We start from the raw sequence: 25,706 nt of genomic DNA, 5'->3' as shown, positions 1-25,706 counted from the left end.
ATGAGCACCAGCACCACCGCCTCCGTGTCCACCCACATCCTGGACACATCCGTCGGCCGCCCCGCCGAGGCAGTCGCCGTCCAGCTCTCCGCCCGTAGCGGCCGGTCCGCCCATTACGGGCAAGGAGGGGACTGGCAGACGCTCGGCGGCTCCGCGACCGACGCGGACGGCCGGTGCAAGGACCTCCCCGCCCTGCCGGAGGGGACCACCCACGTACGGCTCGACTTCGCCGTGGAGCCGTATTTCGAGAAGAAGCAAGCCGATGCGCAGCAGGACGCCCCCGCGAATCGGGACAGCGGTGCGTTCTTTCCAGAGGTAGCGATCACCTTCGCCGTGAAGCCCGGCGAGCACTACCACGTACCGCTGCTGCTCAACCCGTTCGGCTACTCCGTTTACCGAGGGAGCTAGCTAAATGACTGACAATTCCCGCCCTGCCCGCCCTGTCATCCTGGGACAGAACCAGTACGGCAAGGCCGAGAACCGAGTCGTAAAGATCACGCGGGACGGCGCCACCCACCACATCAAGGACCTCAATGTCTCCGTGGCGCTCTCCGGCGACATGGACGAGGTCCACTACTCCGGCTCCAACGCCCACGTCCTGCCGACCGACACCACCAAGAACACGGTGTACGCGTTCGCCAAGGAGTACGGCATCGAGTCGGCCGAGCAGTTCGGCATCCACCTCGCCCGGCACTTCGTGACCTCGCAGGAGCCGATCAGGACCGCGCGGATCCGCATCGAGGAGTACGCCTGGGAACGGATCGAGACCTCCGACGCCAACTCCAAGTTCATCGGCGCCGACGAGGTCAAGCACTCCTTCGTGCGCAAGGGCCAGGAGACCCGCGTCACCCAGATCACCTACGACGGCTCGTCGTGGGAGGTCATCTCGGGCCTGAAGGACCTGATCGTGATGAACTCGACCAACTCCGAGTTCTGGGGCTACGTCAAGGACAAGTACACGACCCTCCAGGAGGCCTACGACCGGATCCTCGCGACCCAGGTCTCCGGCCGCTGGCGGTTCAACTGGACCGACGACGAGCAGAAGATGCCCAACTGGGAGAAGTCCTACGAGCAGGTGAGGAAGCACATGCTCCAGGCGTTCGCCGAGACCTACTCGCTCTCACTCCAGCAGACGCTGTACCAGATGGGCGCGCGCATCATCAACAACCGCAGCGAGATCGACGAGGTCCGCTTCTCGCTCCCGAACAAGCACCACTTCCTGGTGGACCTGGAGCCGTTCGGGCTGAAGAACGACAATGAGGTCTACTACGCCGCCGACCGCCCCTACGGCCTGATCGAGGCCACCATCCTCAGGGACGGCTGCGAGGCGAAGATCCCGGTGGACCTCACCAACCTGTAAGCGAGCAACTCCATCTCGGCACCCGCGGCCGGGCTCTGTGTACCCGGCCGCGGCACTCAAATCTCCAGGGTCCTGCCGTGCCCTCTCCACATCAGCGCAAAGGACGAACCATGGCAGCAGACCAGCGCATCGTCATCGAGAACTGTGCGATCGCGACCGTCGACGCCAACGACACCGAGCACGCCTCCGGCCATGTCGTCCTCAACGGCAATCGCATCGAGTCGCTCGGCGCGGGCAAGGCACCCGAGGGCCTGGAGAACGTCGTACGGCGCATCGACGCCACCGGCCATCTCGTGACCCCCGGCCTGGTCAACACCCACCACCACTTCTACCAGTGGATCACCCGGGGCCTGGCCACCGACCACAACCTCTTCAACTGGCTGGTCGCCCTGTACCCGACCTGGGCGCGCATCGACGAGCGGATGACGTACTCGGCCGCGCAGGGCTCGCTGGCCATGATGGCGCGCGGCGGTGTCACCACCGCGATGGACCACCACTACGTCTTCCCGCACGGCTCCGGCGACCTGTCAGGATCGATCATCCGGGCCGCCCGCGAGATGGGCGTCCGCTTCACCCTCGCCCGCGGCTCGATGGACCGCAGCGAGAAGGACGGCGGTCTGCCACCGGACTTCGCCGTCGAGACCCTGGACGGCGCGCTCGCCGCGACCGAGGCCACCGTCAAGGAGCACCACGACGCCTCCTTCGACGCGATGACCCAGGTCGCCGTCGCACCCTGCTCGCCCTTCTCCGTGTCGACCGAGTTGTTGAGGCAGGGCGCCCAACTCGCCCGCGGCCTCGGCGTACGCCTGCACACCCATGGCTCGGAGACGGTCGAGGAGGAGAAGTTCTGCCACGAGCTGTTCGGCATGGGCCCGACCGACTACTTCGAGTCCACCGGCTGGCTCGGCGAGGACGTGTGGATGGCGCACTGCGTCCATATGAACGACTCCGACATCGCCGCCTTCGCCCGTACGAAGACCGGTGTCGCCCACTGCCCCTCGTCCAACGCCCGCCTCGCGGCCGGCATCGCCCGCGTCCCCGACATGCTGGCGGCCGGCGTCCCGGTCGGCCTCGGCGTCGACGGTACGGCGTCCAACGAGTCGGGCGAGCTGCACACCGAACTGCGCAACGCCCTCCTCATCAACCGCCTCGGCGCCCACCGCGAGGCCGCCCTGAACGCCCGCCAGGCGCTGCGCCTCGGCACCTACGGCGGCGCCCAGGTCCTCGGCCGCGCGGCCGAGATCGGCTCGCTGGAGCCGGGCAAGCTCGCCGACCTGGTGCTGTGGAAGCTCGACACCCTGGCCCACGCCTCGATCGCCGACCCGGTCACCGCACTGGTCTTCGGTGCCGCGGCCCCGGTCACCGCCTCCTTCGTCAACGGCGAGCAGATCGTGGAGAACAACCGTCTGCTCACCGTCGACGAGGACGCCATCGCCGGCTCCACGCGCGAGCAGGCCCAGCGGCTGGCGCGGATCGTCGCGCAGGGCTGACCAGTTGAAGATCTCCGGCTGAGAGGGACGGCTCTCGGCCGGTGGCCGTGGACCCGAGCGGGGTCCATGGCGGCCGTCTCCGGGGCGCGCATGGACGTGTGCGCCCCGGAACGGTCACCCGTCCCCTCTTTTCCGTCCCCGCTTCACCGGTCCCGCACGACCGCGCACCACCTCCTTGAAACCCACGTCAGAGCCGACGTGCTGTCAACCGACCGGAGGAGCCGCCCGTGTCCACCCACCCCGTCGACGAGAAACTCCCCGCCCTCAAAATGGCGACGACCGGTCTGCAACATGTGGCCGCCATGTACGCGGGCGTCGTAGCTCCACCCCTGATCGTCGGCGCCGCCATCGGCCTGACCGGCACCGAACTGACCTTCCTCACCGGCGCCTGCCTCTTCACGGCGGGCCTCGCGACCTTCCTCCAGACCCTCGGCATCTGGAAGATCGGCGCCCGTCTGCCCTTCGTCAACGGCGTCACCTTCGCCGGCGTCGCCCCCATGACCGCGATCGTCGCCTCCACCGACGACAAGTCCGACGCGCTGCCGATCATCTTCGGAGCGGTGATCGTCGCGGGCGTACTGGGCTTCATAGCGGCCCCCTTCTTCAGCAAGATGGTCCGCTTCTTCCCGCCGGTGGTCACCGGCACGGTGATCACGCTGATAGGCGTGTCCCTGCTCCCGGTGGCCTTCGGCTGGGCTCAGGGCCCCAACCCCGCGGCGGACGACTACGGTTCGAGCACCAACCTCGGCCTGGCGGCGGGCACGCTGTTGATCGTTCTGTTGTTGCGCCGCTTCACGCGCGGCTTCGTCAAGCAGATCGCCGTACTGCTGGGCCTGGTGGCGGGCACCCTCCTCGCGATCCCCTTCGGCGTCACGGACTTCGGCCCGGTGGCGGACGCGGATGTGATCGGCTTCCCGACGCCGTTCCACTTCGGCGCACCGCAGTTCCAGATCGCCGCGATCGTCTCGATGATCGTGGTGATGGTGGTCTCGATGACCGAATCCACGGCGGACATGCTGGCGTTGGGTGAGATCGTGGACCGCCCGGCGGACGAGAAGACGATCGCGGCCGGCCTGCGCGCCGACACCCTCGGCTCGGCGATCAGCCCCCTGTTCAACGGCTTCATGTGCAGCGCCTTCGCCCAGAACATCGGCCTGGTCGCGATGACGAAGATCCGCAGCCGCTATGTCGTGGCGGCGGGCGGCGGCTTCCTGGTCCTGATGGGCCTGTGCCCGATGGCCGCCTCGCTGATCGCGGTCGTACCGCGCCCGGTGCTGGGCGGGGCGGGCGTGGTCCTGTTCGGCTCGGTGGCGGCGAGCGGTATCCAGACCCTGGTCCGCGCCGGTCTGGAGAAGGACAACAACGTCCTGATCGTGGCGGTCTCGCTGGCCGTCGGCATCATCCCGATCTCCGCCCCGGAGTTCTACCACTCCTTCCCGGAGACCGCCCGGATCGTCCTGGACTCGGGCATCTCGACGGGCTGTGTGGTGGCGGTCGTACTGAACCTGGTCTTCAACCACCTGGGCCGGAACCAGGACGCGGAGGACGTCACCCACCCCATGGAGGCGGGCGAGGAGCTCACCGGCTCGACCCGGACGGCCCCGGCCACGCCATGAGCCCCGCGAACAGCTCGGCCTGTTCGATCGCGTCATCGAGGGCATGGTGCGTGTGCCGGCGCCGCGAGAGCAGCTCGCGCGGCATCATGCCCTTGGTGACGGCCCGCAGGGGCAGCCCGGCCTTGGTCGCGTAGAGCGTCTTCATGTCGAAGCACCCGGAGTGCCCGAAAGGACTGCTCCCCGTGAACCGGATCAGATACCAATACAGAAAGGTCCAGTCGTACGAGGCCGGGTAGCCGCACATGACCGGCTGAGCGCCCGCACCGACCTCCCGGACCCACCGGCTGAACTGCGTGAGAGCCACAGCCGGGTCGAGGCCCTCCCGGCCGAGGCGCTCCCGGTCGAGCCCACTGACCGCGAGCACCTCCGGCACGAAGTCCTCGCTGATGGGCCGGAGTTCCCGATAGAAGGTCCGCGCCTCGGGATCGGCCGGGACGAACCCGTCGGCATCCTGCACCCCGGCGACCGCCGCCCCGAGACTGAGCATGGAGTACGGCCCCGGGATCGGCCCGTCGGCCTCGATGTCGACGGAGATGTAGAGACTGGGCTTGACACGTCGTGCTGCCATGGGGTGTGAGCTTCGCAGGGGGGGCGGTGCCTGTGCACCCGATTTAGTTCCGCATCCCGCAGGGGGTGGCACGGGGGAGGAGCCCGGTGAAGAACGACCGGGGCGGGACGCCCATCAGGGCGCGGAAGTCGGCGGTCATGTGTGACTGGTCGTAGTAGCCGGTGGCGGCGGCGAGTTGGGCCCAGGGTGCGGTGTCCGCGTGGGCCTTGGGGGAGACCCCGACCCCCTCGGCGAAGAGGTTCCGCAACTGCCGCTCACTGGCGGCCAGGGCGGGTGAGCCGGTACCGAACCTGACGGGTGAGGGAACCCAAGGGGTCGTCGCCCCCCGGGATGTGTCGGAGGTGGCGGTGAGGGCCTCGCGGATGTCCTGGGCCGCGCTGTGCACACCCTCGACCTCACCCCGGCCCAGGTCCGCGAGCAGCTTCTCGCCTCCGGCATGCCGGAGGTGTACGCGGAGGGCGTGATCGCCGGATGCGCCTACGTCCGGCGCGGTCGCAACGACGTGATCACGGGGGATGTGGAGGAGGTACTGGGCCGAAGGGCGCGGACGTACCGGGAGTGGGCGCAGGACCACAAGGGGGCGTTCGCGTAACAGCGAGGGCCGTGTCAGGTCCGGGGGCGCAGTACGGCCGCCGCCAGCGCCAGCGCCCCCGCCGCCACAACCGTCGCCACCCGGAACGCCAGCTGGTAGCCCTCCGCCGTGGCCGACAGTACCTCGGCACCGTCCGCCAGCAGCCCCTCCGTACGGCTCGCCGCCAGCACCGCCAGCACCGCGAGACCCAGCGAACCGCCCACCACCTGCGTGGTGTTGAACAGCCCGGACGCCGCCCCCGCGTCCTCCTCCTGAGCGCCCGACATAGCCAGTCCCGTGAGCGCGGGCATCGCCGCCGCGAACCCGACCGAGAGCAGAAGCATGGCCGGAAGGACGTCCACCGCGTACGAACCTCCCGCCGACGCCCGTCCCAACAGGCCCATACCCACGGTGATCAGGGCCAGTCCCGCCAGCAGCACCCGGTACGGCCCGTACCGCCCGATCGTCCGCGCCGACCACCCCAGCATCAGTACCCCGATCACGATCGGCGCCGGGAGGAACGCCGTCCCGGTGAGCAACTCCCCGTATCCCAGCACCCGCTGGAGGTACAGCGCGCCGATGAACTGGAAGCCGTACATCGTCGCGATCATCATGATCTGGACCGCGTTCGCCCCTGCCAGAAGCCGGGACCCGAACAGGCGCAGTCGCAGCAACGGCCGAGCGGCCCGCGCCTGCCGGACGGTGAAGCCCAGGAACAGTGCCAGAGCGAGCAGAGCCATCAACAGCGTCTCGGCGAGCCCCCGTTCACCCACGCCCACGATCACGAACACCGTCAGCATCAGTGCCCCCGTCACCAGCGCCGCCCCCGGATAGTCCGCGCCCTTCCCCAGCCCGGCGCCCGACTCCCGGTCCAGCACCCGTACGGCGGCCACCCACGACACGACCCCGATCGGCAGGTTGATCAGGAAGATCCAGTGCCAGTTCAGGGCCTCGGTCAGGGCCCCGCCGAGGAACGTGCCGAGGGCCCCGCCCGCCGCCCCCACCGCACTGAACACCGCGATGGCGCGGGCCTGTTCACGAGGCTCGGGGAACAGCGACACCAGCATCCCGAGCACCACGGCGGTCGTCATCGCCCCGCCGACCCCCTGCAAGGCTCGTGCGGCGATCAGCACGCCCTGGGAGGTCGCCACTCCGCACAGCACCGACGCCACGGTGAAGACGGCAAGCCCTGCGGTGAACATCCGCTTGCGGCCCACCAGGTCGCCGAGCCGCCCCGCGAGCAACAGCAGCCCGCCGAAGGGGATCAGATAGGCGTTGACCACCCAGGCAAGACCCGACGCCGTGAAACCGAGGTCGTTCTGGATGGCCGGCATCGCCACCGTCACGATGTTGCCGTCCAGGATGGTCATCAGCGTCCCCGCGCAGAGGATCACCAGGGACGCCCAGCGGGAGTAGGTGCGTTGCGCGGTCCGTGTCCGGGACTCGATGATGGCCGTCATGACGGCATCGCCTCCGTGTTCTTCCAGGATTCCAAAGGTGCACGACTTGTAACGGGGAACATCGTGCGGAACCATGGAGGTCGGCGTAAGGAGGCAGTTCGATGTCCCAGAGGAACACCGGTGTTACCTCGCAGGTGGTGAACGCGCACGCCTGCCCGGTGCGGGAAGTTCTTGACAGGGTCGCCGGAAAATGGAGCGTGCAGATCCTGGTGGCCGCAGCCCACGGACCCATCCGCTTCACGGAGTTGGAGCGCAGCATCGAGGGCATCAGCCGCCGCATGCTGACCCTTACCCTGCGCAATCTGGAGCGCGACGGCCTCGTAATCCGCACCGTGCACCCGACGGTCCCGCCGAAGGTGGAGTACGAACTCACCCAGCAGGCACGCGAGTTGCACGAAACCCTGCAACGCCTCACCGACTGGGCCGAGCGCAACCGCGTGTACATCGCCGAGTCACGGGCGACCTACGACGCCGAGCACCGGCCCGAGCTCGTCGACACGTAGGCCGCCCGCACCCCTCACGGCGTCGCCAGTGCCTCCGTGGGCGACAGCCGGGCCGCTCGGAGCGCCGGGTACAGTCCCGCCAGCCCGCCGATCACCAGCGTGGCCGCCACCCCGCCCGCCAACGCCCAAGCCGGTACGGCCGTCGGCCAGCCCTGGTAGAGGGCGTATCCGGCGGTCACGGCCAGACCCAGCAGGGCTCCGCCCGCCCCGCCGAGCGCCGACAACAGCAGGGACTCGGTGAGGAACTGGCCCCGGATCTGACCGCGTGTCGCACCCAGCGAGCGGCGCAAGCCGATCTCGGCCCGGCGCTCCAGCACCGAGATCACCATCGTGTTGGCGACGCCCACCCCGCCGACCAGCAGCGCCACCGCCCCGAGGCCGAGCAGCAGCCCGGTGAATGCCTCGCCCGCCGCCCGCTGCGCCGCCAGGGCGTCCGAGGGCCGCGAGACCTCGACCTCGCTCGGCGCCTCGGGGTTGGCCGTCGCCCCGAGCAACTCACGCACTGACTCCACGCGCGCCTCGGCCGAGCGGGTGTACACGGTCGTCGCATGCCCGTCGAAGCCCAGCTCCCGCTCGGCCACCGGCCAGCCGATCAGGGCGGCGGCGTCCAGCTCCGGGGCCAGCGCGGCCCGTTCCAGGATTCCGACGACCGTGAACCAGCGTCCGCCGACCAGCACCCGCGTGTCCTCGCCCGCGTGGCTCACGCCCAGCCGATCGGCCGCCGCGGCGCCGAGTACCACGGCCGGGTAGCGGGCGGTGGCCGCGTTCAGCCAGGCGCCGTCCGCGAGTTCGGCGCCCACGGCGGAACGCAGCGAGGTACGGGCCGCGTAGGTCGCGAGCCCGTTCGTCTGGACATCGGGTATCCGGTCGGTGCGGTACACCTTCGCGTCCGGCAGCCTGCCGACCGCGGACACGGACTCCACCCCGTCGATCCCGGCGACCATCGGCTCGGCGCTGGAGGGGAGTTGGGCCTGTCCGCCGGTGAGGGTGCTGCCGGGGGAGACCGTGAGCAGATTCGTGCCCAGCGCCGCCAGCGCCCGGTCCAGATCGGCACGCGAGGACGACGAGATCCCGACGACGGCCACCATCGCGGCGATGCCGATCGCGATGCCCAGCGCCGACAGGAACGCACGCAGCGGACGGGTGCGCAGGCCGACCGCGCCGACCCGGACGACGTCGGCGGGACGAAGCCGGGCAGGGCGCAGCACATCGGGTGCCGGGAGGGTCGCGGTCATCGGCCCGCCCCCGCCGTCGTACGGGCCGCCGAGTCCTCGATCACTCGCCCGTCCCGCATCCGCACCTGCCGTGGCAGGGACGCCGCGATCTCCTGGTCGTGGGTGATGATCACGACCGTCGTTCCGGCCGCGTTCAGCTCCCGCAGCAGCGCCATCACGCCCGCCCCGGACGCCGAGTCGAGCGCCCCGGTCGGCTCGTCCGCCAGCAACAGCGGCGGCTCCCCGGCCACCGCACGGGCGACCGCGACGCGCTGCCGCTCACCGCCGGACAGTTCGTGCGGCGCGTGGTGCAGCCGATGGCCGAGGCCCACCCGGCGCAGCGCCGCCGTGGCCCGGGCCCGCCGCTCCGCCGGCCGCAGACCGGAGTACAGCAGCCCGTCGGCCACGTTCCGCAGTGCGGATGCCCCCGCCGCGAGATGGAACTGCTGGAACACGAACCCGATCCGCCGCGCCCGCAGCGCCGAAAGCCGCGCGTCCGACAGGGAGTTCGCGTCGTACCCGTCGATCCGCACGCGCCCCGAGGTCGGCCGGTCGAGGGTGCCGAGCATGTGCAGCATCGTCGACTTGCCGGACCCGGACGGCCCGACCACGGCGACGAGTTCGCCGCGCGCCACGGTCAGTGTCACCCCGCCGAGCGCGCTGACGCCGCCCGGATAGACCTTGGTGACATCGGTGAGCTCGATCATGCGGGCATCCCCACCGTCGTACCCGCCGTGATGCCGTCACCGCTGATCTCCACCCGCCCGTCCGCGAACAGACCCGTCTCCACGGGCACGTACGACGTGCCGCCGTCCTCCTCGACCACCTCCACGCCGAAACCGCCCCCTTCCAGCGCCACCAGCGCCGCCACCGGAACGGTCAGCACGTCCTCGCGCTCCCCGGCCGTGAACGACACGTCGACCGACGCCAGCACATAGGACGCCGCCGCCTGCTGCGCCTTCGCCCCGTCGAGGGCGACGAGCACCTTCACCTTGGTCGAGGGGTTCTCCTCGGCGCCGTTGCCCGGATCGACCTCGGTCGTGACCTCGGAGACCCGGCCGTCCACGCGGGTGCCGTCCGGCAGCTCCACGTCCACCTTCGCCCCCGGTTCGGCCAACCGCCGGTCCGCGGTGTCGAGTTCGACGGTGACCGCCTGGGCGGTCGCGGTGTACGACAGCACCTTCTGGCCCGGGGCCGTGGTGGCGCCCTCCTCGGTGTCCAGGGTGTCCACCCGGACGGCGGCCGGGGCGAACACCACCCGGCCCGGCTCCACGGTCCCGGTCTCCTCCAGGCCCAGGTCCTGCTGCCACTGCCGTACCGCGTCGGCGGTCGCCTCGGTGTAGGTGTCGTCGACCGTGAAGCCGTCGTGGCCGAGGGCCTTGAGGTTGCGTTCCAACTGGGCCACGTCCCGGCCCTCGGCACCCGGCCGCAGTTCCCGGTACGCCGGGACCGCGCCGTACATCAGCAGGACCGGCTCGTCGTCCACGCGGTACAGCGCCTCGCCCCGGGTGATCCGCTCGCCTGCCTCCGGCAACTGGGTGACCGTGCCCGGGACGCGTCCCGTCGCGGTCGTGGACGTGCCGTAGCCCAGCTCGCCGTCCTCGGTACGGCTGTCCCGCAGCGTCTGCCGGGTCACCTCCGCGGTGGCGGGCGGGCGCCGGTCGTCCCGGTCCTCCCCGGATCCGCCGTCCTGGAGTCCGGCTCCGGCCGCCGCGGCTCCGCCCACGGCGGCGAGGACCCCGAGGGCCGCCAGAAGGCGCCGGGTGCGGCGAGGGCGGCGGTGCGGCTCGGGCTCGGCGCCCGGCTCCCCGGTGAGCGTCTCCTCGGTCGTCGCCTCAGTCATCGCCGTGCGTCTCCGTGGACCTCTGGCCGCCCGCAGGCGCGTACTTCTCGCACTCCTTCTGCGCCTCTTCGAAGTCCGGGTCCTCCGCGACACTCCGGTCGAGCTGGATGCCCCGGCCCGGCTCCGGGTCGGGGAAGTCCTCGACGCCGTTGTCACGCATGCACTGCGCCATCTTCCGCATCCGCTCCTCGGCCTGCGGATCCGGGCTCCCCCCGTTCTGCATCGGGCTGTACTCGCGGCAGGCCTCCATGGCCGCGTCGACCTTCTCCTTGGGTACCCGGCCGGTGATCCGGATGCCTCCGCCCTCACCCGTCTCCACGTTCACGCCGTGCTCGCCCAGGCACTCGGCGAACTTCACGGCCATCTCGTCCTGGGCGTTCGCCTCCGCCGCCAGGTCGGCCGCCTCGTCGGTCTCGCCGTCCGAGCCGCAGCCGGCCACGGCCAGCGCGAGCGCCAGCAGCAGCGCCGCACGGGCGCCACCGGTCCGTATCCGCATCACTTCGTCTCCTCGTGTCGGATCTTTGGCACGAAGCGAAGCGGGCGGGCCGTTTCCCCACCGTTTCCAAGCCGGGACTTATGCCGAGGAAACGCGGGATTCGGCACCCTTTCCGGGCGGAGCGCTCCGCCCAAACGCCGATGGAGAGGTGACCTGGATGCGGGTCCTGGTGGTCGAGGACGAACCGATGCTGGCCGACGCCGTCGCCGAGTGGCTGCGGGGACAGGCCCACGCGGTCGACCTCGCGCACGACGGCGCCGCGGCCCTCGAACGGGTCGGCGTCGTCGACTACGACGTGGTCGTCCTGGACCGGGACCTGCCCCTCGTGCACGGCGACGACGTCTGCCGCGCACTCGTGGCCTCGATGTCCGCCACCCGCGTCCTGATGCTGACCGCCGCCGCCGACGTCAGCGACCGCGTGTGCGGCCTCGCCCTCGGCGCCGACGACTACCTCGTCAAGCCCTTCGCCTTCCCCGAACTCGCCGCCCGCGTCCTGGCGCTGGGCCGCCGCTCCCGGCCCGCCGCGCCGCCCGTGCTGCGCCGCGCCGGTCTCACCCTCGACCCGGCCCGCGGCGAGGTCTTCCGGGGCAGCCGCTATGTCCCGCTGTCCAAGAAGGAGTTCGCCGTGCTGGCGGAGCTGCTGCGGGCCGACGGAGCCGCCGTGTCGGCGGAACAGCTGCTGGAGAAGGCCTGGGACGAGAACGCCGACCCGTTCACCGGCGCGGTGCGGCTCGCGGTGCTCAAACTCCGCCGCAAACTGGGCGATCCGCCGGTGGTGGAGACCGTGACCGGCGTCGGGTACCGCATCCCGTGAGCGGCCCGCGTCTGCTGCCCCGCCGTACGACCTTGCGGGCCCGCCTGACCCTCACCTACGGCGGCCTGTTCCTGGTCGGCGGGATCGTGCTGCTGGGCGTCACCTACGCGCTCCTCGGCCAGCAACTCGGCGGCGCGGGCACGAAGGTGGTGTCACGGACGAGCCCGACCGGGCAGCCCACGTCGTCCCCGAGCGGCGTCCCGCGGGAGGAGACCCGCACCGTGGTCGGCGGCGGCCCCGGCCTGTCCACCCCACCACCCGGCGCCGACCTGGACAAGTGGATGGAGGAACAGCGCGACCACTGGCGTGACGAGGCCACCACCTCGCTGCTCACCCAGGGCGGCATCGCGCTCGGCGTCGCCGGCTGCGCCGCGGCCGCGCTCGGCTGGGTGCTCGCCGGGCGTGTCCTGGCGCCGCTGCACCGGGTCACCGACACCGCGCGCCGCATCGCCGGCGCCCCCGCGGCCGACCGCGGACTGCACGAGCGCATCGCGCTGCGCGGCCCCGACGACGAGGTGAAGGACCTCGCCGACACCTTCGACACGATGGTGGAACGGCTCGACCGCTCCTTCGACGGCCAGCGCCGCTTCGTCGCCAACGCCTCGCACGAACTGCGCACCCCGCTCACCCTGGGCCGCGCCCTCGTCGAAGTGGCGATGCACCGGGCCACCGCGTCAGCGGACGTGCGACAGCTCGGCGAGCACCTGCTGGAGATCAACGCCCGTCATGAACGGCTGATCAGCGGCCTGCTGCTGCTCGCCCGGTCGGAGCACGAGATCGCCGAGCGACTGCCCGTGGACCTGGCCGATGTGGTGGCCCATGTGGTGGACCAGGGCGCGGCGGAGGCGGAGGGGGCCGGCATCGTCGTCCACGACGAGTCCGCCGAGGCGCCCACACTCGGCGACGCACTGCTGCTGGAGCGGCTGGTGCACAACCTCGTCGAGAACGGCGTCCGCCACAACACCGGCGAGGGCGGCTGGGTCCGGGTGGTGAGCCGGGCGCGGGACATGGACCGGGTGGAGCTGGAGGTCGGCAACACCGGGCCCCCTGTGCCGCCGTACGAGGTGCCCCTGCTCTTCGAGCCCTTCAGGCGGCTCGGCGCCGACCGGGTGGTCACCGGGAAGGGCGCGGGGCTCGGCCTGTCCATCGTGCGGGCCATCGCCCACGCCCACCACGGGGAGGTGTCCGCGGTGCCCCGGGACGGCGGGGGCCTGACGGTGACGGTGACGCTGCCCCGGGACACGGGCGCTCAGAGCCCGAACAGACTCGGGTCGGTCGCCAGCTCCTTGAAGTAGTCCTGCGGGTTCGCCACCATCCGGCGTGCTGTCAGATCCAGCAGCCCGCCGACCGCGGTGAGTTCGGCCGCCACGGTGCCGTCCGCCTTGGTGATGGTCTGCTCGATGCGGAACGTCTTGCCCCCGCCCCACTCGAAGGCGCACGACACATCGACCTCGTCACCGGCCAGGAGTTCCCGCCTGTAGCGGATGGTCGTCTCCAGAGCGACGGGGCCGACCCCCTTGGAGATCAGTCCCGCCTGGCTGATTCCCGCCGCCTGGAGCAGCGACCAGCGGGCGTGTTCGGCGTAGTTGATGTACACGCTCTGGTTGAGGTGACCCTGTACGTCGGTCTCGTATCCGCGGACGGTGATCCGGACGGAGAACGGCTCGCTCACGAACTTCCTCTTCTCGTCGACGATGCCCTGTGCGGCAGTCCTGGCATCCTCCTCACACCCGGCGCGGAGAAGCCAGCAGATATCGCGCGCGGGTACGAGGATCCGTGTGCTCGCTCACCTGCCACCCCGCCTTCTCCAATGTCGCCGCGCACGCGCCCAACCCCTCGGCGTCGGGCTGGTGCACGGCCACGGCCTCCGGCTGCGGGGTCGCGCGCACCCGGTAGCCGCCGTCACCGTCCGGTCCGGCCGGCGGGTGGTCGGCCGCCTCCAGCGCCAGCGCGGCGGCCCGCACCAGATGCGTCCGCTCCCAGCCGCACGGCCGATCGCTGGCACCGTCCGGGTTGGTCATCCGGCGCAGCTCCACCAGCCCCTCCCAGGCACCGCGCACCTCGCGAAGCCGGGCCGGACCGGAGGGAGGCGGCTCCTCCTCGCCCCCGACGCGCGCGGCGAACACCCCGGTCCCGGCGGCGGGCGTCTCCACGGCCGTCACAGCCGGGGCGTCCGCCGCCTCCCGTATCCGATGCCCGGCCGGTGTCAGGAAGTGATCGTGCGGCGGACGCGGATGCCGGAAGGCGAGCCCGCGCTTGACCAGGGCCGCGAGCTGGGTCTCCGTACCACTGAGCAGTCGGCCGGTGACCGGGTCGGCGGCCTCGATCACACGCCGCTGCGCAGCGGTCGGCGGTCGTGTCACGGCGTGCCCCCTTCCGGCGATCTTCCAGCGATGTCCCACCGCTTCGAAGACTACGACCCGGGTCTGACATTCCACCCCGCGATCACCGGCCGCCCGTGCTCGGTGCTCAGCCGGCACACGGTCCCGGTGGCCAGCTGGAACAGCGCCCCGTCCGCCGGCGGCAGGCCGAGCCGCCGTGCCGTGAGCACCCGCAGGAAGTGACCGTGCGCCACCAGCACCACCACACCCTCGGTGTTGGCGAGCGCCGCGTCCACCTTGGCGAGCATCCGGTCGGCGCGTTCCCCGACCTGCGCCGGGCTCTCCCCGGGGTGTTCCGGCGGCCCCGGCGCGACCCCGTCGGAGAACAGGAACCAGCCGGGCCGCTCCCGCTGGATCGCGACCGTGGTGACGCCCTCGTAGCCGCCGTAGTCCCATTCCCGCAGATCCGGATCGATCCGCGTCCCGGTGAGGCCGATCAGCTCGGCCGTCTCCCGGGCCCGCTGGAGCGGGCTGACGAACGCGGCGCCGATCCGGTGCGAGCGGATCAGCGGCACCAGCGCCCGCGCCTCCTCGCGCCCGTGCTCGGTCAGCGGCACGTCCGTCGACCCGGTGTGCCGCCCCGACCTGGACCACGCGGTCTCACCGTGCCGCACGAGCAGAAGATCACCCATGTCTCACAGGCTATGGGCACCGCGCCCCGGTCGCGCGCACTCGGCCGCTACTGCCGGTACCCGCTCAGGAACCGCCCGATCCGGCCGATCGCCGCCTCCAGGTCCTCGGCGTACGGGAGGGTGAGGATGCGGAAGTGGTCGGGGGTCGGCCAGTTGAAGCCGGTGCCCTGGACGACCTGGATCTTCTCGCGCAGGAGGAGGTCCAGGACGAACTTCTCGTCGTCGTGGATCTTGTGGACCTTGGGGTCGAGACGCGGGAAGGCGTACAGCGAGCCCTTCGGCTTCACACACGACACCCCGGGGATCTCGTTGAGCTTCTCCCAGGCCACGTTGCGCTGTTCGTGCAGCCGTCCGCCCGGCGCGGTCAGCTCATTGATGGACTGGCGGCCGCCCAGCGCGGCCTGGATGGCGTACTGCGCGGGCGCGTTGGCGCACAGCCGCATGGAGGCCAGCATGGTCAGGCCCTCCAGGTAGTTCCTGGCGTGCTGCTTGGGGCCGGTGACGACCAGCCAGCCCGAGCGGAAGCCCGCCACCCGGTACGTCTTGGACAGACCGCAGAAGGTCAGGACGACCAGGTCGGGGGCGAGGGCCGCGGCCGAGTGGTGGACGGCGTCGTCGTAGAGGATCTGGTCGTAGATCTCGTCCGCGAAGACCATCAGGCCGTGCCGGCGGGCGAGGTCGAGGATGCCCTCGATGATCTCCTTGGGGTAGACGGCGCCGGTCGGGTTGTTGGGGTTGATGATGACCACGGCCTTCGTACGGTCCGTGATCTTCGACGCCATGTCGTCCAGGTCCGGGTACCAGTCGGCCTGTTCGTCGCAGAGGTAGTGGACCGCCTTGCCGCCCGCGAGCGTCGTGACGGCGGTCCAGAGCGGGAAGTCGGGGGCCGGGATGAGCACTTCGTCGCCGTCCTCGACCAGCGCGGTCACGGCCATCGAGATCAGCTCGGAGATGCCGTTGCCGAGGAAGACGTCGTCGACGTCGACCTCCATGCCCAGGTTCTGGTAGCGCCCCGCGACGGCCCGGCGGGCGGAGAGGACGCCCCGGGAGTCGGTGTAGCCGTGTGCCTGGGGGAGCATCCGGATCATGTCCTGGAGGATCTCCTCCGGCGCCTCGAAGCCGAAGAGCGCGGGGTTGCCGGTGTTCAGGCGCAGCACGCTGTGGCCCGCCTTCTCCAGCGCGTCGGCGTGCTCGATCACCGGGCCGCGGATCTCGTAACAGACCTCGCTGAGCTTGTTCGACTGCCGGAACTCCATGCGCCCCTCCAGTATCTGGTGTTACTTGGTTTTACCAAGTTAGCGCTTGGAAAGTCCAATGACATGTCTAGACTGCGTCCCATGTCACCACGCCGAAGCTACGATCAGTACTGTTCCGCCGCCCGCGCCCTCGATGTCGTCGGCGACCGCTGGACCCTGCTGATCGTCCGCGAACTGCTGGCAGGACCCCGCCGCTACACCGACCTGCACGCGGATCTGCCGGGCGTGAGCACCGACGTACTCGCCTCTCGCCTGAAGGACATGGAACGGGACGGGCTCACCACCCGGCGCCGACTGCCCCCTCCCGGTGCGGCCTATGTCTACGAACTCACCCCGCGTGGCTGGGAGTTGCTCCCGGTCCTCCAGGCCCTCGGGACGTGGGGCCAGGCCGAGCTCGGGGAGCGCAGGCCGACCGATGCCGTGCGGGCCCACTGGTTCGCGCTGCCGCTCCTTCGGGCCCTGGCGGGGGAGGGGCTCGTCGAAGTGCGGCTGGAGGAAGGGGAGTTCCATCTGTACGTCGGTGCCGAGGACGGGCCCGTGTACGGCGACGGTGCCGCGCCGGGTGAGCCCGACGCGCGGCTGACCCTGGACACCGACACCTGTACGGCCGTGGCGCGCGGGGAGTTGAGCCTGCCGGACGCGGTACGGGCCGGGCGGATCACGGTGACCGGTGACGGGACGCCGGCCAAGGCGCTTCGCGAGGCATGAGAAAAGGGCCCGTCGTGCGAACGGGCCCTTCTCCAACCGTCGTCAGACCCCCGGCGGCCGCCCGGCCCCACGCGTCAGCGCATACCCGCCGACACCCGCGAGCGCGGCCAGCACACCGCCCACCGCGGTCCACACCCAACGGTCGGACCACCAGCCGGACGCCCAGCCGTCCTCCGGATCGATGCTGGAGAGCACGGCCGAACCGTCCTCCTCCGCATTCTCCGAGTCCTCCGACGCCGACGTCATCGCGACACCCGGTACCAGCGGCTCCGCCAGCGAGCCGTCCACCGCCGCCGCGCCGCCGATGTCCTTGGAGTCGACCCGGACCGAGGCCTCCACCGGCAGACCCAGGTCGGACGTGGCGAGTTCCACCACCGTCAGCCGGATGTAGTACGTGCCCGGCAGCGGGTCGTCCGCCCATGGCTCCGACCAGGCGCGGACCGTCCGCAGGACGCAGGCCAGCTCCACGGACGCGGTGTCCGCGTCGGCGGTGCGCGTCTGGGCGCCGTACTGGCAGGCCTGGCGGCGCCGCAGTCCGTCGTAGACGTCGATCTGCCAGGTCTCGGCGGCGTGCGTCTCGGGGAGCTTCACCGTCGCCTTGACGGTGGGCCGCCCGCCGGCGTCCGCCGGGAACGACCAGTACAGGTAGTCACCCGCCGAGCCGCTGGCGGTGGCTTCCACGCCCTGCGCGATCTCCGTCGCCGTACGGAAGGAGGTGCCCGCCTCGGTCGGCGCCTCGGCCGCGAGGGCGGGAGCCGCCGCGAGCCCCAGCATCAGCAGGGCGGCGATCGACGTACGTGTGATCCGCATCAGTTGGTCCTCCAGACCGCGACCCGCCAGCGCGACAGCCAGCCCCAGACGATCCCGGCGAGGAAGCCGGTCAGGATCAGCGCACCGAGCAGCCACCAGCCGCGCCCGAGCCCGAAGGAGGCCACGTCGCTGGAGCCTGACGGACCGTCGACGACATCGATCGTCAGCTCCAGCGGCAGACCGGGCGTGGTCTTCACGCCCGAGGCCGCCGAGAAGGAGTGCGTGACCTGAAGACACACGGCCTCGGTGGACGCGTCCTCACTGTCCGCCTTCGGATAGCGCACCCCCGTCGAGACCACGTCCGTACGGCCGTTGCCCGCCGCCTCGCCGCGCACGATCTCCCGGCCGTGCACGGTCACGGCCCGCAGCAGCACCCCGTAGGAGGGGTTCACCGCCCGGTCCGCGCCCACGCTCACCGAGGCGCGCAGCTCCTTGCCGGGCTCGACGTCCACCCGGTACCAGCGCTGCTGCCCGAACTCCTCGCGGTCGGTGTACAGACCGGACTTGAGCGCGGGCGCCTCGGCGCACCGGTCCGCGCCCTCGGTCGCGACCGGCGTCACCACCGGATCGGCCGCCCGGTCCACCAACTGGTTGACCCGGTCGGTGAGTTCGTCGGTGTGCTCCACCGAGGTGTAGGTGCCGCCGGTCGCCTCCGCGATACAGCTCAGCTGCTGCCGCATCTTGGTGTTCGGGACCAGACCGAGCGTGTCGATGGTCAGCCCGATGCCCTTGGCCGCGATCTCCCGCGCCACCTCGCACGGGTCCAGCGGGGCGCAGGTGTCCTCACCGTCGCTGATCAGCACGATGCGCTTGGAGCCGGTGCCGCCGTCGAGGTCGTCGGCCGCCTTCAGCAGCGCGGGACCGATCGGGGTCCAGCCGGTGGGCGTGAGGGTCGCCACCGCCGTCTTGGCCTCGGTGCGGTCCAGCGGGCCGACGGGGTAGAGCTGCGCGGTGTCCTTGCAGCCCGTCTTCTGGTTGTCGCCCGGGTAGTTGGCGCCGAGGGTCCGGATGCCGAGCCGGACCTCCTCGGGAGTTGCGTCGAGCACCTCGTTGAAGGCCTGCTTCGCCGCGGCCATCCGGGACTGGCCGTCGATGTCCCGCGCCCGCATCGAGCCGCTCACGTCGAGGACGAGGTTCACCTTCGGCGCGTCCTCGCCCGTGGGTTCGCCGGCCGCTGCCCCGGCCGGGAACGCCGTCCCGGCCGTCAGCGCGGCGAGCAGGGCACAGGCCCCCGCCGCCAGCCGTGTTCTTGTGATCATCGGCGGATCCTATTGATCAGAGGTGCCCCGCTCCAAAACGGCCGCTCACAGCAGGGGGTTGGGCAGCCACGCCCACTGGTCCCCGGTCCGCGGCGACAGCCGCATCAGCGTCAGCGCCTTCGCGGGCAGCGGCTCCTCGCGCAGCACGGCGAGATCGGGCGTGCGCGGCAGATCCCGTACGGCCGCCTCCAGCGCCCCGCGCAGGGCCGGTGCCGAACCCGCCGTACCGGCGAGCGCGCCCGCCACCAGCGAGCCGAACAGCTTGCGGCGCAGCGTGGTCTCGTCGTCCGTGACGATCCGGCCGGTCAGCTCGGGCACCGGGATGCCGTGCCGGGCCAGCCGGGCCGGGCTGACCCGGATGTCGGCGAGGTCGCGGTAGACGAGCCGCAGCGGGGTGCCCTCGGCGTCCAGCACGACCAGCAGGTTCTGTCCGTGCGCCTCCAGGGCCACCCCCAGCTCCAGCAACCGCAGCCCCACGGTCAGGGCGAGCCGCGCGAAGGAGGCCGTCCAGTCGGCGCGGGCGGGCAGTTCCGTGGTGGCGAGGGCGGCCACCGGCACCACACGCTCGCCCGGACCGGCGTACTCCCGCGGCGATTCACGCAGTACGGCGGCCAGGTCGGGGGAGTCCGCGGTCGCCGCCCCCAGGGTGCGGGTGACGTGCAGCAGCCCGTCCGTGCGCGCGGCCAACGACTCCGCGAACGCGGACAGGGCCTCCGACAGGGCGATGGAGTACACCGAGATGTCCCGCACCGAGGAGGTCAGCCGGGCGCTCAGGGCCGTCTTGACATGCGGTCCGCCGGGCAGCGCCAGCGTGCGCAGCGACATCAGCGGATGCGCGCCGGGGATCCCGCGCTCGCAGGGGCGCTTGAGCACATGCGCCGCCTGCCAGGGGTGCACGGGCAGCAACAGCCGCTCCCCGTCCCGCAGTTCGTCCGGCCACGCACCGGTGAGCAGGCACTCGGCGGCCGGTACCGGCCACAGGCCCAGCTCCACCTCCGGTCGGTGCTCGGGCCCGTACGCGAGCTGCTCGGCCACCGAGAACCCCGGCCGGGAACGGCAGTTGGGGTGGTACGGATGCCCGTCGACCACCCGCTGCTCCCACTCCCAGTCGTTGACGGGCCACTCTTTCGAGGCATCCGGCTGGCAGGCCCTGGACAGCGCCAACGAGGCCACGCTGTGCCCGAGTTCGGCCACGAACGCGGTACCGTGCGCCACGCCCAGATCGCTCATCAGCCGCGCCGGATCGTCGTACACGCTCTCGTCGAGCCGTACGGCGGTGACATACGCGGCGGTGGCGTACGGGTCCGCGTGCGGGCCGTGCAGCCGGCGGCCGTCGGAGAGGCGCAGGGTGAGGCCCTCCCGGCCGTTCTCTCGGGCCGTGATCCACGGCAGCGGCTCATGGGCGAGCGCCCGCCACAGCCGGGTCAGCACGGCCGCCCGCGCGCCGGGCAGCTCGGCCGTGTACCGGGACGCCAGACCGGGGCGGACATCGGCCAACTCGGCCGCTACCTCGGCCTCGGCGGTGGGGGGACGGTGCACGGTCGGGCTCCTCGGGTACGAGTAGGACGTCGGGTCGGGCGACGAATGACAGACATACTGATCTTCTCCGCCCGAACGGACCGTAGAGAACGAGTGAAACGCGTGGACCTCATGCCCCCGCCCGCCGACGCCGACGCCGCATCCCGCGCCGACGCCCTCGCGGCGGCCCCCCTGCTCAACTGTCTGCTGCGGGAGGTGGCGCAGCCGCTCGCGGAACCGGACGAGCCCCATGTGCACCGGCTGCCCAGCGGCCGGCTGCTCCGGGTGCGCCGCGAGCGCCGCCCGGCCGACCCCGAGGTGTACGCGGCCGGCGGCTGGCTTCCCGTCGGCCACCCCGAACTGGTGAAACTCGTCGCCGAGGAACTGCGTCGGCACACCGGCCTGGACAACCACGAACTCCCCGCCGAGATGGTCGACAGCCGGGACGCGGTCGCCGCGCTGCTCACCGCGCGGGCCCGCGCGACCCCGCCCGCCGACCCCTATCTGCTCTCCGAGCAGTCCCTGGTCACCGGCCACCCGCACCACCCGGCCCCGAAGGCGCGCGGCGGCGGCCCGGCCGCGGGCTGGCTGCCGTACGCGCCCGAGGCGTACGCCCACTTCCCGCTGGTGCTGCTCGGCCTGCGCGAGGACACGGTCGTCGAGGAGGGCGACACCACCGCCCTGGACGCCCTCGGCGAGGCGCCCCCCGGCTACCGGCTGCTGCCCGCCCACCCCTGGCAGCTCGATCTGCTGGACCTCACCGAGGCCTTCGCCGACGGCCGCCTGATCCGGCTCGGCAGCACCGGCTTCCAGACCTGGCCGACGGCCGCGATCCGCACGGTGTACACACCCGAGCGCGATCTCTTCCTGAAATTCAGCCTCGATGTGCGCATCACCAACGACATCCGCCGCCTTTGGCGCCACGACCTGCTGAAACTCCGCAGGACCGACACGGCGGCGGCCGAGGCCCTCGCGTCGGGCCCCGGCGCCTGGCTCAGCGACCGCGGCTACCGTACGGCCGACTTCGCCTTCGAGGAGCTGGCCGTCCTGGTCCGCGACGGATTCCACGCCCACCTGCGCCCCGGAGCGACCCCGCTGCTCGCGGCGGGCCTCGTGGAGGGCTTCCCCGGCAGCCCACTCGACACCGCGAAGGACCCGGTGGCCTGGTGGGACGCCTACCTGGGCGCGGTCGTACCGCCCGCCCTCAGGGCCTTCGCCGACCACGGCGTCGTACTCGAAGCACACCTGCAGAACACGCTGGTCGCCGTCGACGCCGACGGCACCCCGGTGCAGGCGCTGTACCGGGACGCCGAGGGTGTGAAGCTGCTGGCGGACGTGGACCGGGCCGCCGGGTGGGAGCGGCTGGTGTACTGCCTGGTCGTGAACCATCTGTGGGAGGTGGCCGCGGCCCTCGCCGAACGCCGGCCCGGCCTCGACCCCTGGCCCGCCGTACGCCGTGCCCTGGCCGCCCACGACCTCCCGGAGATCCCCGCCCTGCTCACCGCCCCCACCCTCCCCGGCAAGACCAACCTCCTCCTGCGCTGGACCGCCGCCGACGGCGCCGCCGCCCGCTACCGCCCACTGCCCAACCCCCTGGCAGGCGCCTGACCTGGCTTCGATCACCGGAGCAGGGTGTGGCGCTGCCTGCCGCGGGATACCCGGAGCAGGTCAGGACGGGAGCGAGCACGGAGGTGTGTCGTGAATCTGCCTGTGCACCGCGGCGGTGGTACGCCGGAGCAGGGCCGCCGTCCGTTCTGGGAGCCGTGGGAGTGGAATCCGTTCACCGAGTTCGAGAACCTGTGGCGCGACATGAGCCGGACCTTCGAGCGCGGGGCGGGCCCGGTGTGGGGCAGCGGCTGGGTGCCGGCGGTCGAGGAGGACGAGACCGACGACGCCTACGTCGTGCGGGCGGAACTGCCCGGCATCCCGCGCGAGAACGTCTCCGTGGACGTCGACGCCCACGAACTGCGGATCTCCGGTGAACTGACCGAGGAGCAGCAGGGTCGGGTGCTCTCGCGCCGGGCCGGCCGCTTCTTCTACCGCACCAGCCTGCCCAGCGGTGTGGACAGCGAGAAGGCCGAGGCCGAGATGACCAACGGCATCCTGACCGTCCGGCTGCCGAAGTCCGGCGAGTCCAAGCGGCGCAGCATCTCCATCGGGGGCGAGGGATAGCGGCACGGCCCGGCAGGCGGAGAGGGAGGAACGATGACCGGCGGTGAGCGTGGTTCGGTGATCGTCGGTGTCGACGACATGTCGTACTCCTGGCTCGCGGCGGACTGGGCGGCCGCGGAAGCGGAGTCGCGCGGCTGCGGGGTGAAGGTCGTCCACGCCGTGGGCAGTGGCGCGGAAGCCGCATACGGCGAGGCGGCGGGACCGGGTCTCACGGACGAGGCCGCGAAGGCGGCCGCCGCAGTGCTCGACGACGCCCAGGCACGGCTCGCGGCCGCCCACCCCGGCGTGCCGATCGAGACCGGGCTCGCACGGGGCGATCCGGCCGAGGCCCTGATCAACGCCGCCGAGGACGCCGACGTGCTCGTGGTCGGCACTCGCGGGCGCGGCGGCTTCGCCGGGCTGCTGCTGGGCTCGGTGAGCCGCAAGGTGGCCGCCCACGCCCACCGGCCGGTCGTGGTCGTGCGGGGGGACACCATGAACGCCGCCGACCGTCCCGTCGTGGCGGGCGTACGCGACGAACGGGACGAGGAGGCCGTACGGTTCGCCCTCGCGGAGGCGGAGCTCCACGGGGCCGGGGTGCGTCTGGTGCACGCCTGGAGGCCGCTCACGGTGAGCGGCCTCATGGCAACCCAGGTGAGCCACCTCGACCAGGAGCGGGACGCCCACGCCCAGTTGCTGAACCACGCCGCGCGCCCCGTCGCCGAGTATCCGACGGTCCGTGTGGAGATCGAGCTGACCGTCGACTCGCCCGCCGCCGCTCTGGTGGAGGCGTCGGCCGAGGCCGGCCTCGTGGTGCTCCCGCGCCACCCGGTGGAGGGCCGGCTCGGGCTGCCGCTGGGCACGGTGGTGCACGCCGTCCTCCACCACGCACGCTGCCCGGTCGCCGTCGTGCCCGTGGGGTAGCGCGGGTGTCGCGTGCGTTCATCGGCTGAAGGCCAGGGAGTACGTACGGCCTTCCACGCCCCATTCCCCGCCGGGAGGCCTCGCTCCGGCATCCATCGCGCGCAGGCTGGGGCGCCCGATATGGGCATAGACCAGGCGCCGCACGCCAAGCCGCGCTGCCCGCTCACCCGTGGTGCGGACGCTCGCATGGCCGCCCACGCCGCCCCGGAACCGTATGGGCCGGTCCCAGGCCGCCGCCTCGGCGAACATCAGGTCCGCCCCGGCGGCCCAGTCCGGGAACTCCCAGAACTCCGGTGCCCAGACCACCACCACGTCTCCGGCTTCGATGCGATACCCGTAGGCGGGGTGCGAGGTATGGACCACCGGCCGACAGCGCACCAGGATCTCGCCGATCCGCAGATCGCCGGCGGCCACATGGACACCCCGCGCGGCCGCCCGTCGCCGCAGGACCGATCGCAGCTCGGCCCTCTCGTCGGTGACCAGCCACGCGTCAAGGGGCCCGGCCGGCGGTTCGGCTCCGGGCCCGCCGTCGAAGGCCACCCGGTGTCCGGGGCACCGCAGCAGCAGGCCCGCCGGTGCGAACCGCGGCGAGTTCATCGCTCCCACACCGAGGAGCGTCAGTCTCAGCCAGTGCTTCATCGGACCTCCCGAGCCGGGTCCTGCTGCGGCGGTTGACGGCATACGGCACGGGTACCCGGGCGCGCGGGAGGTCGCGATGGAGTTGGTCGAGGAAGGTCCCTTCCGCTACCGCATCGATCCGCACGAGGGCATGCGGGTGCCCGGGATCGTGTTCGCCTCCCGCGAGCTGCTCGCCGACGCCGAGCAGTCCCTGGAGCAGGTCGTCCACGTGGCCGCCCTGCCCGGCATCGTCGCCGCCTCGTACGCCATGCCGGACATCCACTGGGGTTACGGCTTCCCCATCGGCGGCGTCGCGGCCACCGACGCGGACGACGGCGGGGTGGTCTCGCCGGGCGGTGTCGGCTTCGACATCTCCTGCGGAGTGCGGCTGCTGGCCGCCGACTGCGACGGCGAGGCGCTGCGGCCCGCGCTGGCCGAGATCATGGACGGCCTGGACCGCGCCATTCCGCGCGGGGCCGGGCCCGGTGGCGTGTGGCGGCCGGACGGCGCCGGAGAACTGGAGCGGCTGCTGGCCGAAGGCTCCCGTTTCGCCGTGGAACGCGGTTACGGCGAGGAACGCGACCTGCTGCGGTGCGAGGACGGCGGCGCGGTCGCAGACGCCGATGCGACGCAGGTCGGCCAGCGCGCCCGGGAGCGCGGCCTCGTCCAGGTGGGCAGCCTCGGCTCCGCCAACCACTTCCTGGAGGTGCAGCAGGTCTCCGACGTGTACGACGACACGACGGCGGCGGCCTTCGGACTCGCCCCCGGCCAGGTGTGCGTGATGATCCACTGCGGTTCGCGCGGGCTCGGGCACCAGATCTGCACCGACCACGTACGGCTGATGGACCGCGCCATGGCCCGCTACGGCATCACGGTGCCCGACCGGCAGCTGGCCTGCACCCCGGTGGACTCCCCGGAGGGGCGGGCGTACCTCGGGGCGATGGCCGCGGCCGCCAACTACGGCCGGGCGAACCGCCAGTTGCTGTCAGACGCGGCCCGCGAGGTCTTCCGGCGCGCCACGGGTGCCCGGCTGTCGCTGGTGTACGACGTCTCCCACAACCTCGCCAAGATCGAGACGCACGAGGTGGACGGAGTACGGCGGCAGCTGTGCGTGCACCGCAAGGGCGCCACCCGGGCCTTCCCGCCCGGACATCCCGAACTGCCCGAGGACATCCGGGAGTTCGGCCAGCCGGTGCTCATTCCCGGCACGCTCGGCACGGCCTCGTACGCGCTCGCCGGCGTGGCCGGGGGTGGCGCCTTCTACTCCACCTGCCACGGCGCGGGCCGCACCATGAGCCGCCATCAGGCCGCGCGCAGCATCACCGGAAGCCAACTGCGGGCGCGTCTGCGCCAGGCCGGCATCGCCGCCCGCCCGAAGTCGTGGCGCGGCCTGACCGAGGAGACCCCGGAGGCGTACAAGGACGTCGACGCCGTCGTGGCCGTGAGCGAGGGCGCGGGACTGTGCCGCAGGATCGCCCGGCTGGTGCCGCTCGGGGTGGTCAAAGGGTGACTCC

The 25,706-nt window shown here is 71.9% G+C and carries 28 protein-coding genes; 13 read left to right on the top strand and 15 right to left on the bottom strand.

Features of this window, described 5'->3' with window-relative positions; genetic code table 11:
• The 4 genes from uraH to H4N64_RS11580 all read left to right on the top strand — a co-directional run bounded on the left by uraH (window position 1) and on the right by H4N64_RS11580 (window position 4,466).
• Window positions 1-408, top strand: a complete 408-nt coding sequence (uraH, locus tag H4N64_RS11595) for a hydroxyisourate hydrolase (protein ID WP_186282137.1) — start codon at window positions 1-3, stop codon at window positions 406-408.
• A gap of 4 nt (window positions 409-412) precedes the next feature.
• The gene (gene pucL, locus H4N64_RS11590) at window positions 413-1,360 is read left to right on the top strand and encodes a factor-independent urate hydroxylase (protein ID WP_186282136.1); all 948 of its coding nucleotides are present in this window, start codon (window positions 413-415) and stop codon (window positions 1,358-1,360) included.
• Between the two features lie 110 nt (window positions 1,361-1,470).
• A complete protein-coding gene (locus tag H4N64_RS11585) occupies window positions 1,471-2,850 on the top strand; it encodes an 8-oxoguanine deaminase (protein WP_186282135.1) in 1,380 nt (459 codons plus the stop codon).
• Between the two features lie 227 nt (window positions 2,851-3,077).
• Complete coding sequence (locus H4N64_RS11580) at window positions 3,078-4,466, top strand: solute carrier family 23 protein (RefSeq protein ID WP_186282134.1); 1,389 nt, start codon at window positions 3,078-3,080, stop codon at window positions 4,464-4,466.
• Here H4N64_RS11580 and H4N64_RS11575 read toward each other — a convergent pair.
• Together H4N64_RS11575 and H4N64_RS11570 are read right to left on the bottom strand one after the other, a co-directional pair.
• Window positions 4,429-5,034: a 3'-5' exonuclease gene (locus H4N64_RS11575; RefSeq protein WP_186282133.1), complete on the bottom strand. Its 606-nt coding sequence runs from the start codon at window positions 5,032-5,034 to the stop codon at window positions 4,429-4,431. The genes H4N64_RS11580 and H4N64_RS11575 overlap by 38 nt on opposite strands.
• A 43-nt stretch (window positions 5,035-5,077) precedes the next feature.
• A complete protein-coding gene (locus tag H4N64_RS11570) occupies window positions 5,078-5,419 on the bottom strand; it encodes a helix-turn-helix domain-containing protein (RefSeq protein WP_418896259.1) in 342 nt (113 codons plus the stop codon).
• On the opposite strand from H4N64_RS11570, the gene H4N64_RS11565 reads away from it, so the two are divergent.
• Complete coding sequence (locus H4N64_RS11565; RefSeq protein ID WP_186282132.1) at window positions 5,414-5,626, top strand: hypothetical protein; 213 nt, start codon at window positions 5,414-5,416, stop codon at window positions 5,624-5,626. The genes H4N64_RS11570 and H4N64_RS11565 overlap by 6 nt on opposite strands.
• Before the next feature lie 14 nt (window positions 5,627-5,640).
• Here the strand turns inward: H4N64_RS11565 and H4N64_RS11560 are convergent, their stop codons facing one another.
• A complete protein-coding gene (locus tag H4N64_RS11560; protein WP_186282131.1) occupies window positions 5,641-7,065 on the bottom strand; it encodes an MFS transporter in 1,425 nt (474 codons plus the stop codon).
• 101 nt (window positions 7,066-7,166) lie between these two features.
• Here H4N64_RS11560 and H4N64_RS11555 point away from each other — a divergent pair, with 101 nt between their 5' ends.
• Entirely contained in the window at window positions 7,167-7,568 is a 402-nt protein-coding gene (locus H4N64_RS11555; RefSeq protein ID WP_186282130.1) for a winged helix-turn-helix transcriptional regulator, read from the top strand.
• 14 nt (window positions 7,569-7,582) lie between these two features.
• On the opposite strand, the gene H4N64_RS11550 is transcribed toward H4N64_RS11555, so the two are convergent.
• From H4N64_RS11550 to H4N64_RS11535, 4 genes are read right to left on the bottom strand one after another with little or no spacing between them, the layout of a single operon-like run.
• Window positions 7,583-8,803: an ABC transporter permease gene (locus tag H4N64_RS11550; protein ID WP_186282129.1), complete on the bottom strand. Its 1,221-nt coding sequence runs from the start codon at window positions 8,801-8,803 to the stop codon at window positions 7,583-7,585.
• On the bottom strand, window positions 8,800-9,489 hold the full coding sequence (locus tag H4N64_RS11545) for an ABC transporter ATP-binding protein (RefSeq protein WP_186282128.1): 690 nt from the start codon (window positions 9,487-9,489) through the stop codon (window positions 8,800-8,802). Before H4N64_RS11545 ends, H4N64_RS11550 begins: the two co-directional genes overlap by 4 nt.
• Window positions 9,486-10,625: an efflux RND transporter periplasmic adaptor subunit gene (locus H4N64_RS46200; protein ID WP_186282127.1), complete on the bottom strand. Its 1,140-nt coding sequence runs from the start codon at window positions 10,623-10,625 to the stop codon at window positions 9,486-9,488. The genes H4N64_RS11545 and H4N64_RS46200 overlap by 4 nt, the downstream gene beginning before the upstream one ends.
• Window positions 10,618-11,121 carry a hypothetical protein gene (locus tag H4N64_RS11535; protein WP_186282126.1) on the bottom strand — a complete coding sequence of 168 codons (504 nt, stop codon included), beginning with the start codon at window positions 11,119-11,121 and terminating at the stop codon, window positions 10,618-10,620. The genes H4N64_RS46200 and H4N64_RS11535 overlap by 8 nt, the downstream gene beginning before the upstream one ends.
• Window positions 11,122-11,278: 157 nt before the next feature.
• Between H4N64_RS11535 and H4N64_RS11530 the strand changes: the two genes are divergently transcribed.
• Together H4N64_RS11530 and H4N64_RS11525 are read left to right on the top strand one after the other, a co-directional pair.
• Window positions 11,279-11,935 (top strand): response regulator transcription factor, encoded by a 657-nt coding sequence (locus H4N64_RS11530; RefSeq protein WP_186282186.1) that lies wholly within the window; start codon window positions 11,279-11,281, stop codon window positions 11,933-11,935.
• Window positions 11,932-13,230, top strand: coding sequence for an ATP-binding protein (locus H4N64_RS11525; protein ID WP_186282125.1), 1,299 nt, complete (start codon window positions 11,932-11,934; stop codon window positions 13,228-13,230). Before H4N64_RS11530 ends, H4N64_RS11525 begins: the two co-directional genes overlap by 4 nt.
• Here the strand turns inward: H4N64_RS11525 and H4N64_RS11520 are convergent.
• Genes H4N64_RS11520 through H4N64_RS11505 form a run of 4 tightly spaced genes read right to left on the bottom strand, consistent with a single transcriptional unit; the run spans window position 13,185 to window position 16,204 of the window.
• Window positions 13,185-13,607 (bottom strand): thioesterase family protein, encoded by a 423-nt coding sequence (locus tag H4N64_RS11520; protein WP_186282124.1) that lies wholly within the window; start codon window positions 13,605-13,607, stop codon window positions 13,185-13,187. The two genes, H4N64_RS11525 and H4N64_RS11520, sit on opposite strands and share 46 nt — an antisense overlap.
• 52 nt (window positions 13,608-13,659) lie before the next feature.
• Window positions 13,660-14,298, bottom strand: a complete 639-nt coding sequence (locus H4N64_RS11515) for a hypothetical protein (protein ID WP_186282123.1) — start codon at window positions 14,296-14,298, stop codon at window positions 13,660-13,662.
• 50 nt (window positions 14,299-14,348) lie between these two features.
• On the bottom strand, window positions 14,349-14,948 hold the full coding sequence (locus H4N64_RS11510) for a histidine phosphatase family protein (protein ID WP_186282122.1): 600 nt from the start codon (window positions 14,946-14,948) through the stop codon (window positions 14,349-14,351).
• Between the two features lie 47 nt (window positions 14,949-14,995).
• Window positions 14,996-16,204 carry a pyridoxal phosphate-dependent aminotransferase gene (locus H4N64_RS11505; protein WP_186282121.1) on the bottom strand — a complete coding sequence of 403 codons (1,209 nt, stop codon included), beginning with the start codon at window positions 16,202-16,204 and terminating at the stop codon, window positions 14,996-14,998.
• An 81-nt stretch (window positions 16,205-16,285) separates the two neighbouring features.
• Between H4N64_RS11505 and H4N64_RS11500 the strand changes: the two genes are divergently transcribed.
• Window positions 16,286-16,912 (top strand): winged helix-turn-helix transcriptional regulator, encoded by a 627-nt coding sequence (locus H4N64_RS11500; RefSeq protein ID WP_186282120.1) that lies wholly within the window; start codon window positions 16,286-16,288, stop codon window positions 16,910-16,912.
• A 42-nt stretch (window positions 16,913-16,954) separates the two neighbouring features.
• Here H4N64_RS11500 and H4N64_RS11495 read toward each other — a convergent pair whose 3' ends face one another.
• Genes H4N64_RS11495 through H4N64_RS11485 form a run of 3 tightly spaced genes read right to left on the bottom strand, consistent with a single transcriptional unit; the run spans window position 16,955 to window position 20,520 of the window.
• Complete coding sequence (locus H4N64_RS11495) at window positions 16,955-17,722, bottom strand: hypothetical protein (RefSeq protein WP_186282119.1); 768 nt, start codon at window positions 17,720-17,722, stop codon at window positions 16,955-16,957.
• A complete protein-coding gene (locus H4N64_RS11490; protein ID WP_186282118.1) occupies window positions 17,722-18,981 on the bottom strand; it encodes a VWA domain-containing protein in 1,260 nt (419 codons plus the stop codon). The genes H4N64_RS11495 and H4N64_RS11490 overlap by 1 nt, the downstream gene beginning before the upstream one ends.
• A 45-nt stretch (window positions 18,982-19,026) precedes the next feature.
• Entirely contained in the window at window positions 19,027-20,520 is a 1,494-nt protein-coding gene (locus H4N64_RS11485; protein WP_186282117.1) for an IucA/IucC family protein, read from the bottom strand.
• Between the two features lie 93 nt (window positions 20,521-20,613).
• On the opposite strand from H4N64_RS11485, the gene H4N64_RS11480 reads away from it, so the two are divergent.
• The 3 genes from H4N64_RS11480 (at window position 20,614) to H4N64_RS11470 (ending at window position 23,574) form a co-directional block, all read left to right on the top strand.
• Complete coding sequence (locus H4N64_RS11480; RefSeq protein WP_418896258.1) at window positions 20,614-22,107, top strand: IucA/IucC family protein; 1,494 nt, start codon at window positions 20,614-20,616, stop codon at window positions 22,105-22,107.
• A gap of 90 nt (window positions 22,108-22,197) precedes the next feature.
• Entirely contained in the window at window positions 22,198-22,671 is a 474-nt protein-coding gene (locus H4N64_RS11475) for an Hsp20 family protein (protein ID WP_186282116.1), read from the top strand.
• A 33-nt stretch (window positions 22,672-22,704) separates the two neighbouring features.
• On the top strand, window positions 22,705-23,574 hold the full coding sequence (locus H4N64_RS11470) for a universal stress protein (RefSeq protein ID WP_186282115.1): 870 nt from the start codon (window positions 22,705-22,707) through the stop codon (window positions 23,572-23,574).
• Between the two features lie 18 nt (window positions 23,575-23,592).
• Here the strand turns inward: H4N64_RS11470 and H4N64_RS11465 are convergent, their stop codons facing one another.
• Window positions 23,593-24,213: an MBL fold metallo-hydrolase gene (locus H4N64_RS11465; protein WP_186282114.1), complete on the bottom strand. Its 621-nt coding sequence runs from the start codon at window positions 24,211-24,213 to the stop codon at window positions 23,593-23,595.
• 76 nt (window positions 24,214-24,289) lie between these two features.
• Here H4N64_RS11465 and H4N64_RS11460 point away from each other — a divergent pair, with 76 nt between their 5' ends.
• Complete coding sequence (locus tag H4N64_RS11460) at window positions 24,290-25,702, top strand: RtcB family protein (RefSeq protein WP_186282113.1); 1,413 nt, start codon at window positions 24,290-24,292, stop codon at window positions 25,700-25,702.
• The last annotated feature ends 4 nt before the right edge of the window (window positions 25,703-25,706 follow it).

Source organism: Streptomyces cupreus (assembly GCF_014257025.1).
Classification (GTDB): Bacteria; Actinomycetota; Actinomycetes; order Streptomycetales; family Streptomycetaceae; genus Streptomyces; species Streptomyces cupreus.
This window is presented reverse-complemented; position numbering and strand designations above follow the sequence as displayed.

What these genes read in the sequence shown, in the direction of transcription:
- uraH (WP_186282137.1), top strand. Translation starts at nt 1, where the DNA reads ATGAGCACCAGCACCACCGCCTCCGTGTCCACCCACATCCTGGACACA.
- pucL (WP_186282136.1), top strand. Translation starts at nt 413, where the DNA reads ATGACTGACAATTCCCGCCCTGCCCGCCCTGTCATCCTGGGACAGAAC.
- H4N64_RS11585 (WP_186282135.1), top strand. Translation starts at nt 1,471, where the DNA reads ATGGCAGCAGACCAGCGCATCGTCATCGAGAACTGTGCGATCGCGACC.
- H4N64_RS11575 (WP_186282133.1), bottom strand. Translation starts at nt 5,034, where the DNA reads ATGGCAGCACGACGTGTCAAGCCCAGTCTCTACATCTCCGTCGACATC.
- H4N64_RS11560 (WP_186282131.1), bottom strand. Translation starts at nt 7,065, where the DNA reads ATGACGGCCATCATCGAGTCCCGGACACGGACCGCGCAACGCACCTAC.
- H4N64_RS11555 (WP_186282130.1), top strand. Translation starts at nt 7,167, where the DNA reads ATGTCCCAGAGGAACACCGGTGTTACCTCGCAGGTGGTGAACGCGCAC.
- H4N64_RS11550 (WP_186282129.1), bottom strand. Translation starts at nt 8,803, where the DNA reads ATGACCGCGACCCTCCCGGCACCCGATGTGCTGCGCCCTGCCCGGCTT.
- H4N64_RS11545 (WP_186282128.1), bottom strand. Translation starts at nt 9,489, where the DNA reads ATGATCGAGCTCACCGATGTCACCAAGGTCTATCCGGGCGGCGTCAGC.
- H4N64_RS46200 (WP_186282127.1), bottom strand. Translation starts at nt 10,625, where the DNA reads ATGACTGAGGCGACGACCGAGGAGACGCTCACCGGGGAGCCGGGCGCC.
- H4N64_RS11535 (WP_186282126.1), bottom strand. Translation starts at nt 11,121, where the DNA reads ATGCGGATACGGACCGGTGGCGCCCGTGCGGCGCTGCTGCTGGCGCTC.
- H4N64_RS11530 (WP_186282186.1), top strand. Translation starts at nt 11,279, where the DNA reads ATGCGGGTCCTGGTGGTCGAGGACGAACCGATGCTGGCCGACGCCGTC.
- H4N64_RS11510 (WP_186282122.1), bottom strand. Translation starts at nt 14,948, where the DNA reads ATGGGTGATCTTCTGCTCGTGCGGCACGGTGAGACCGCGTGGTCCAGG.
- H4N64_RS11505 (WP_186282121.1), bottom strand. Translation starts at nt 16,204, where the DNA reads ATGGAGTTCCGGCAGTCGAACAAGCTCAGCGAGGTCTGTTACGAGATC.
- H4N64_RS11500 (WP_186282120.1), top strand. Translation starts at nt 16,286, where the DNA reads ATGTCACCACGCCGAAGCTACGATCAGTACTGTTCCGCCGCCCGCGCC.
- H4N64_RS11495 (WP_186282119.1), bottom strand. Translation starts at nt 17,722, where the DNA reads ATGCGGATCACACGTACGTCGATCGCCGCCCTGCTGATGCTGGGGCTC.
- H4N64_RS11490 (WP_186282118.1), bottom strand. Translation starts at nt 18,981, where the DNA reads ATGATCACAAGAACACGGCTGGCGGCGGGGGCCTGTGCCCTGCTCGCC.
- H4N64_RS11470 (WP_186282115.1), top strand. Translation starts at nt 22,705, where the DNA reads ATGACCGGCGGTGAGCGTGGTTCGGTGATCGTCGGTGTCGACGACATG.
- H4N64_RS11465 (WP_186282114.1), bottom strand. Translation starts at nt 24,213, where the DNA reads ATGAAGCACTGGCTGAGACTGACGCTCCTCGGTGTGGGAGCGATGAAC.
- H4N64_RS11460 (WP_186282113.1), top strand. Translation starts at nt 24,290, where the DNA reads ATGGAGTTGGTCGAGGAAGGTCCCTTCCGCTACCGCATCGATCCGCAC.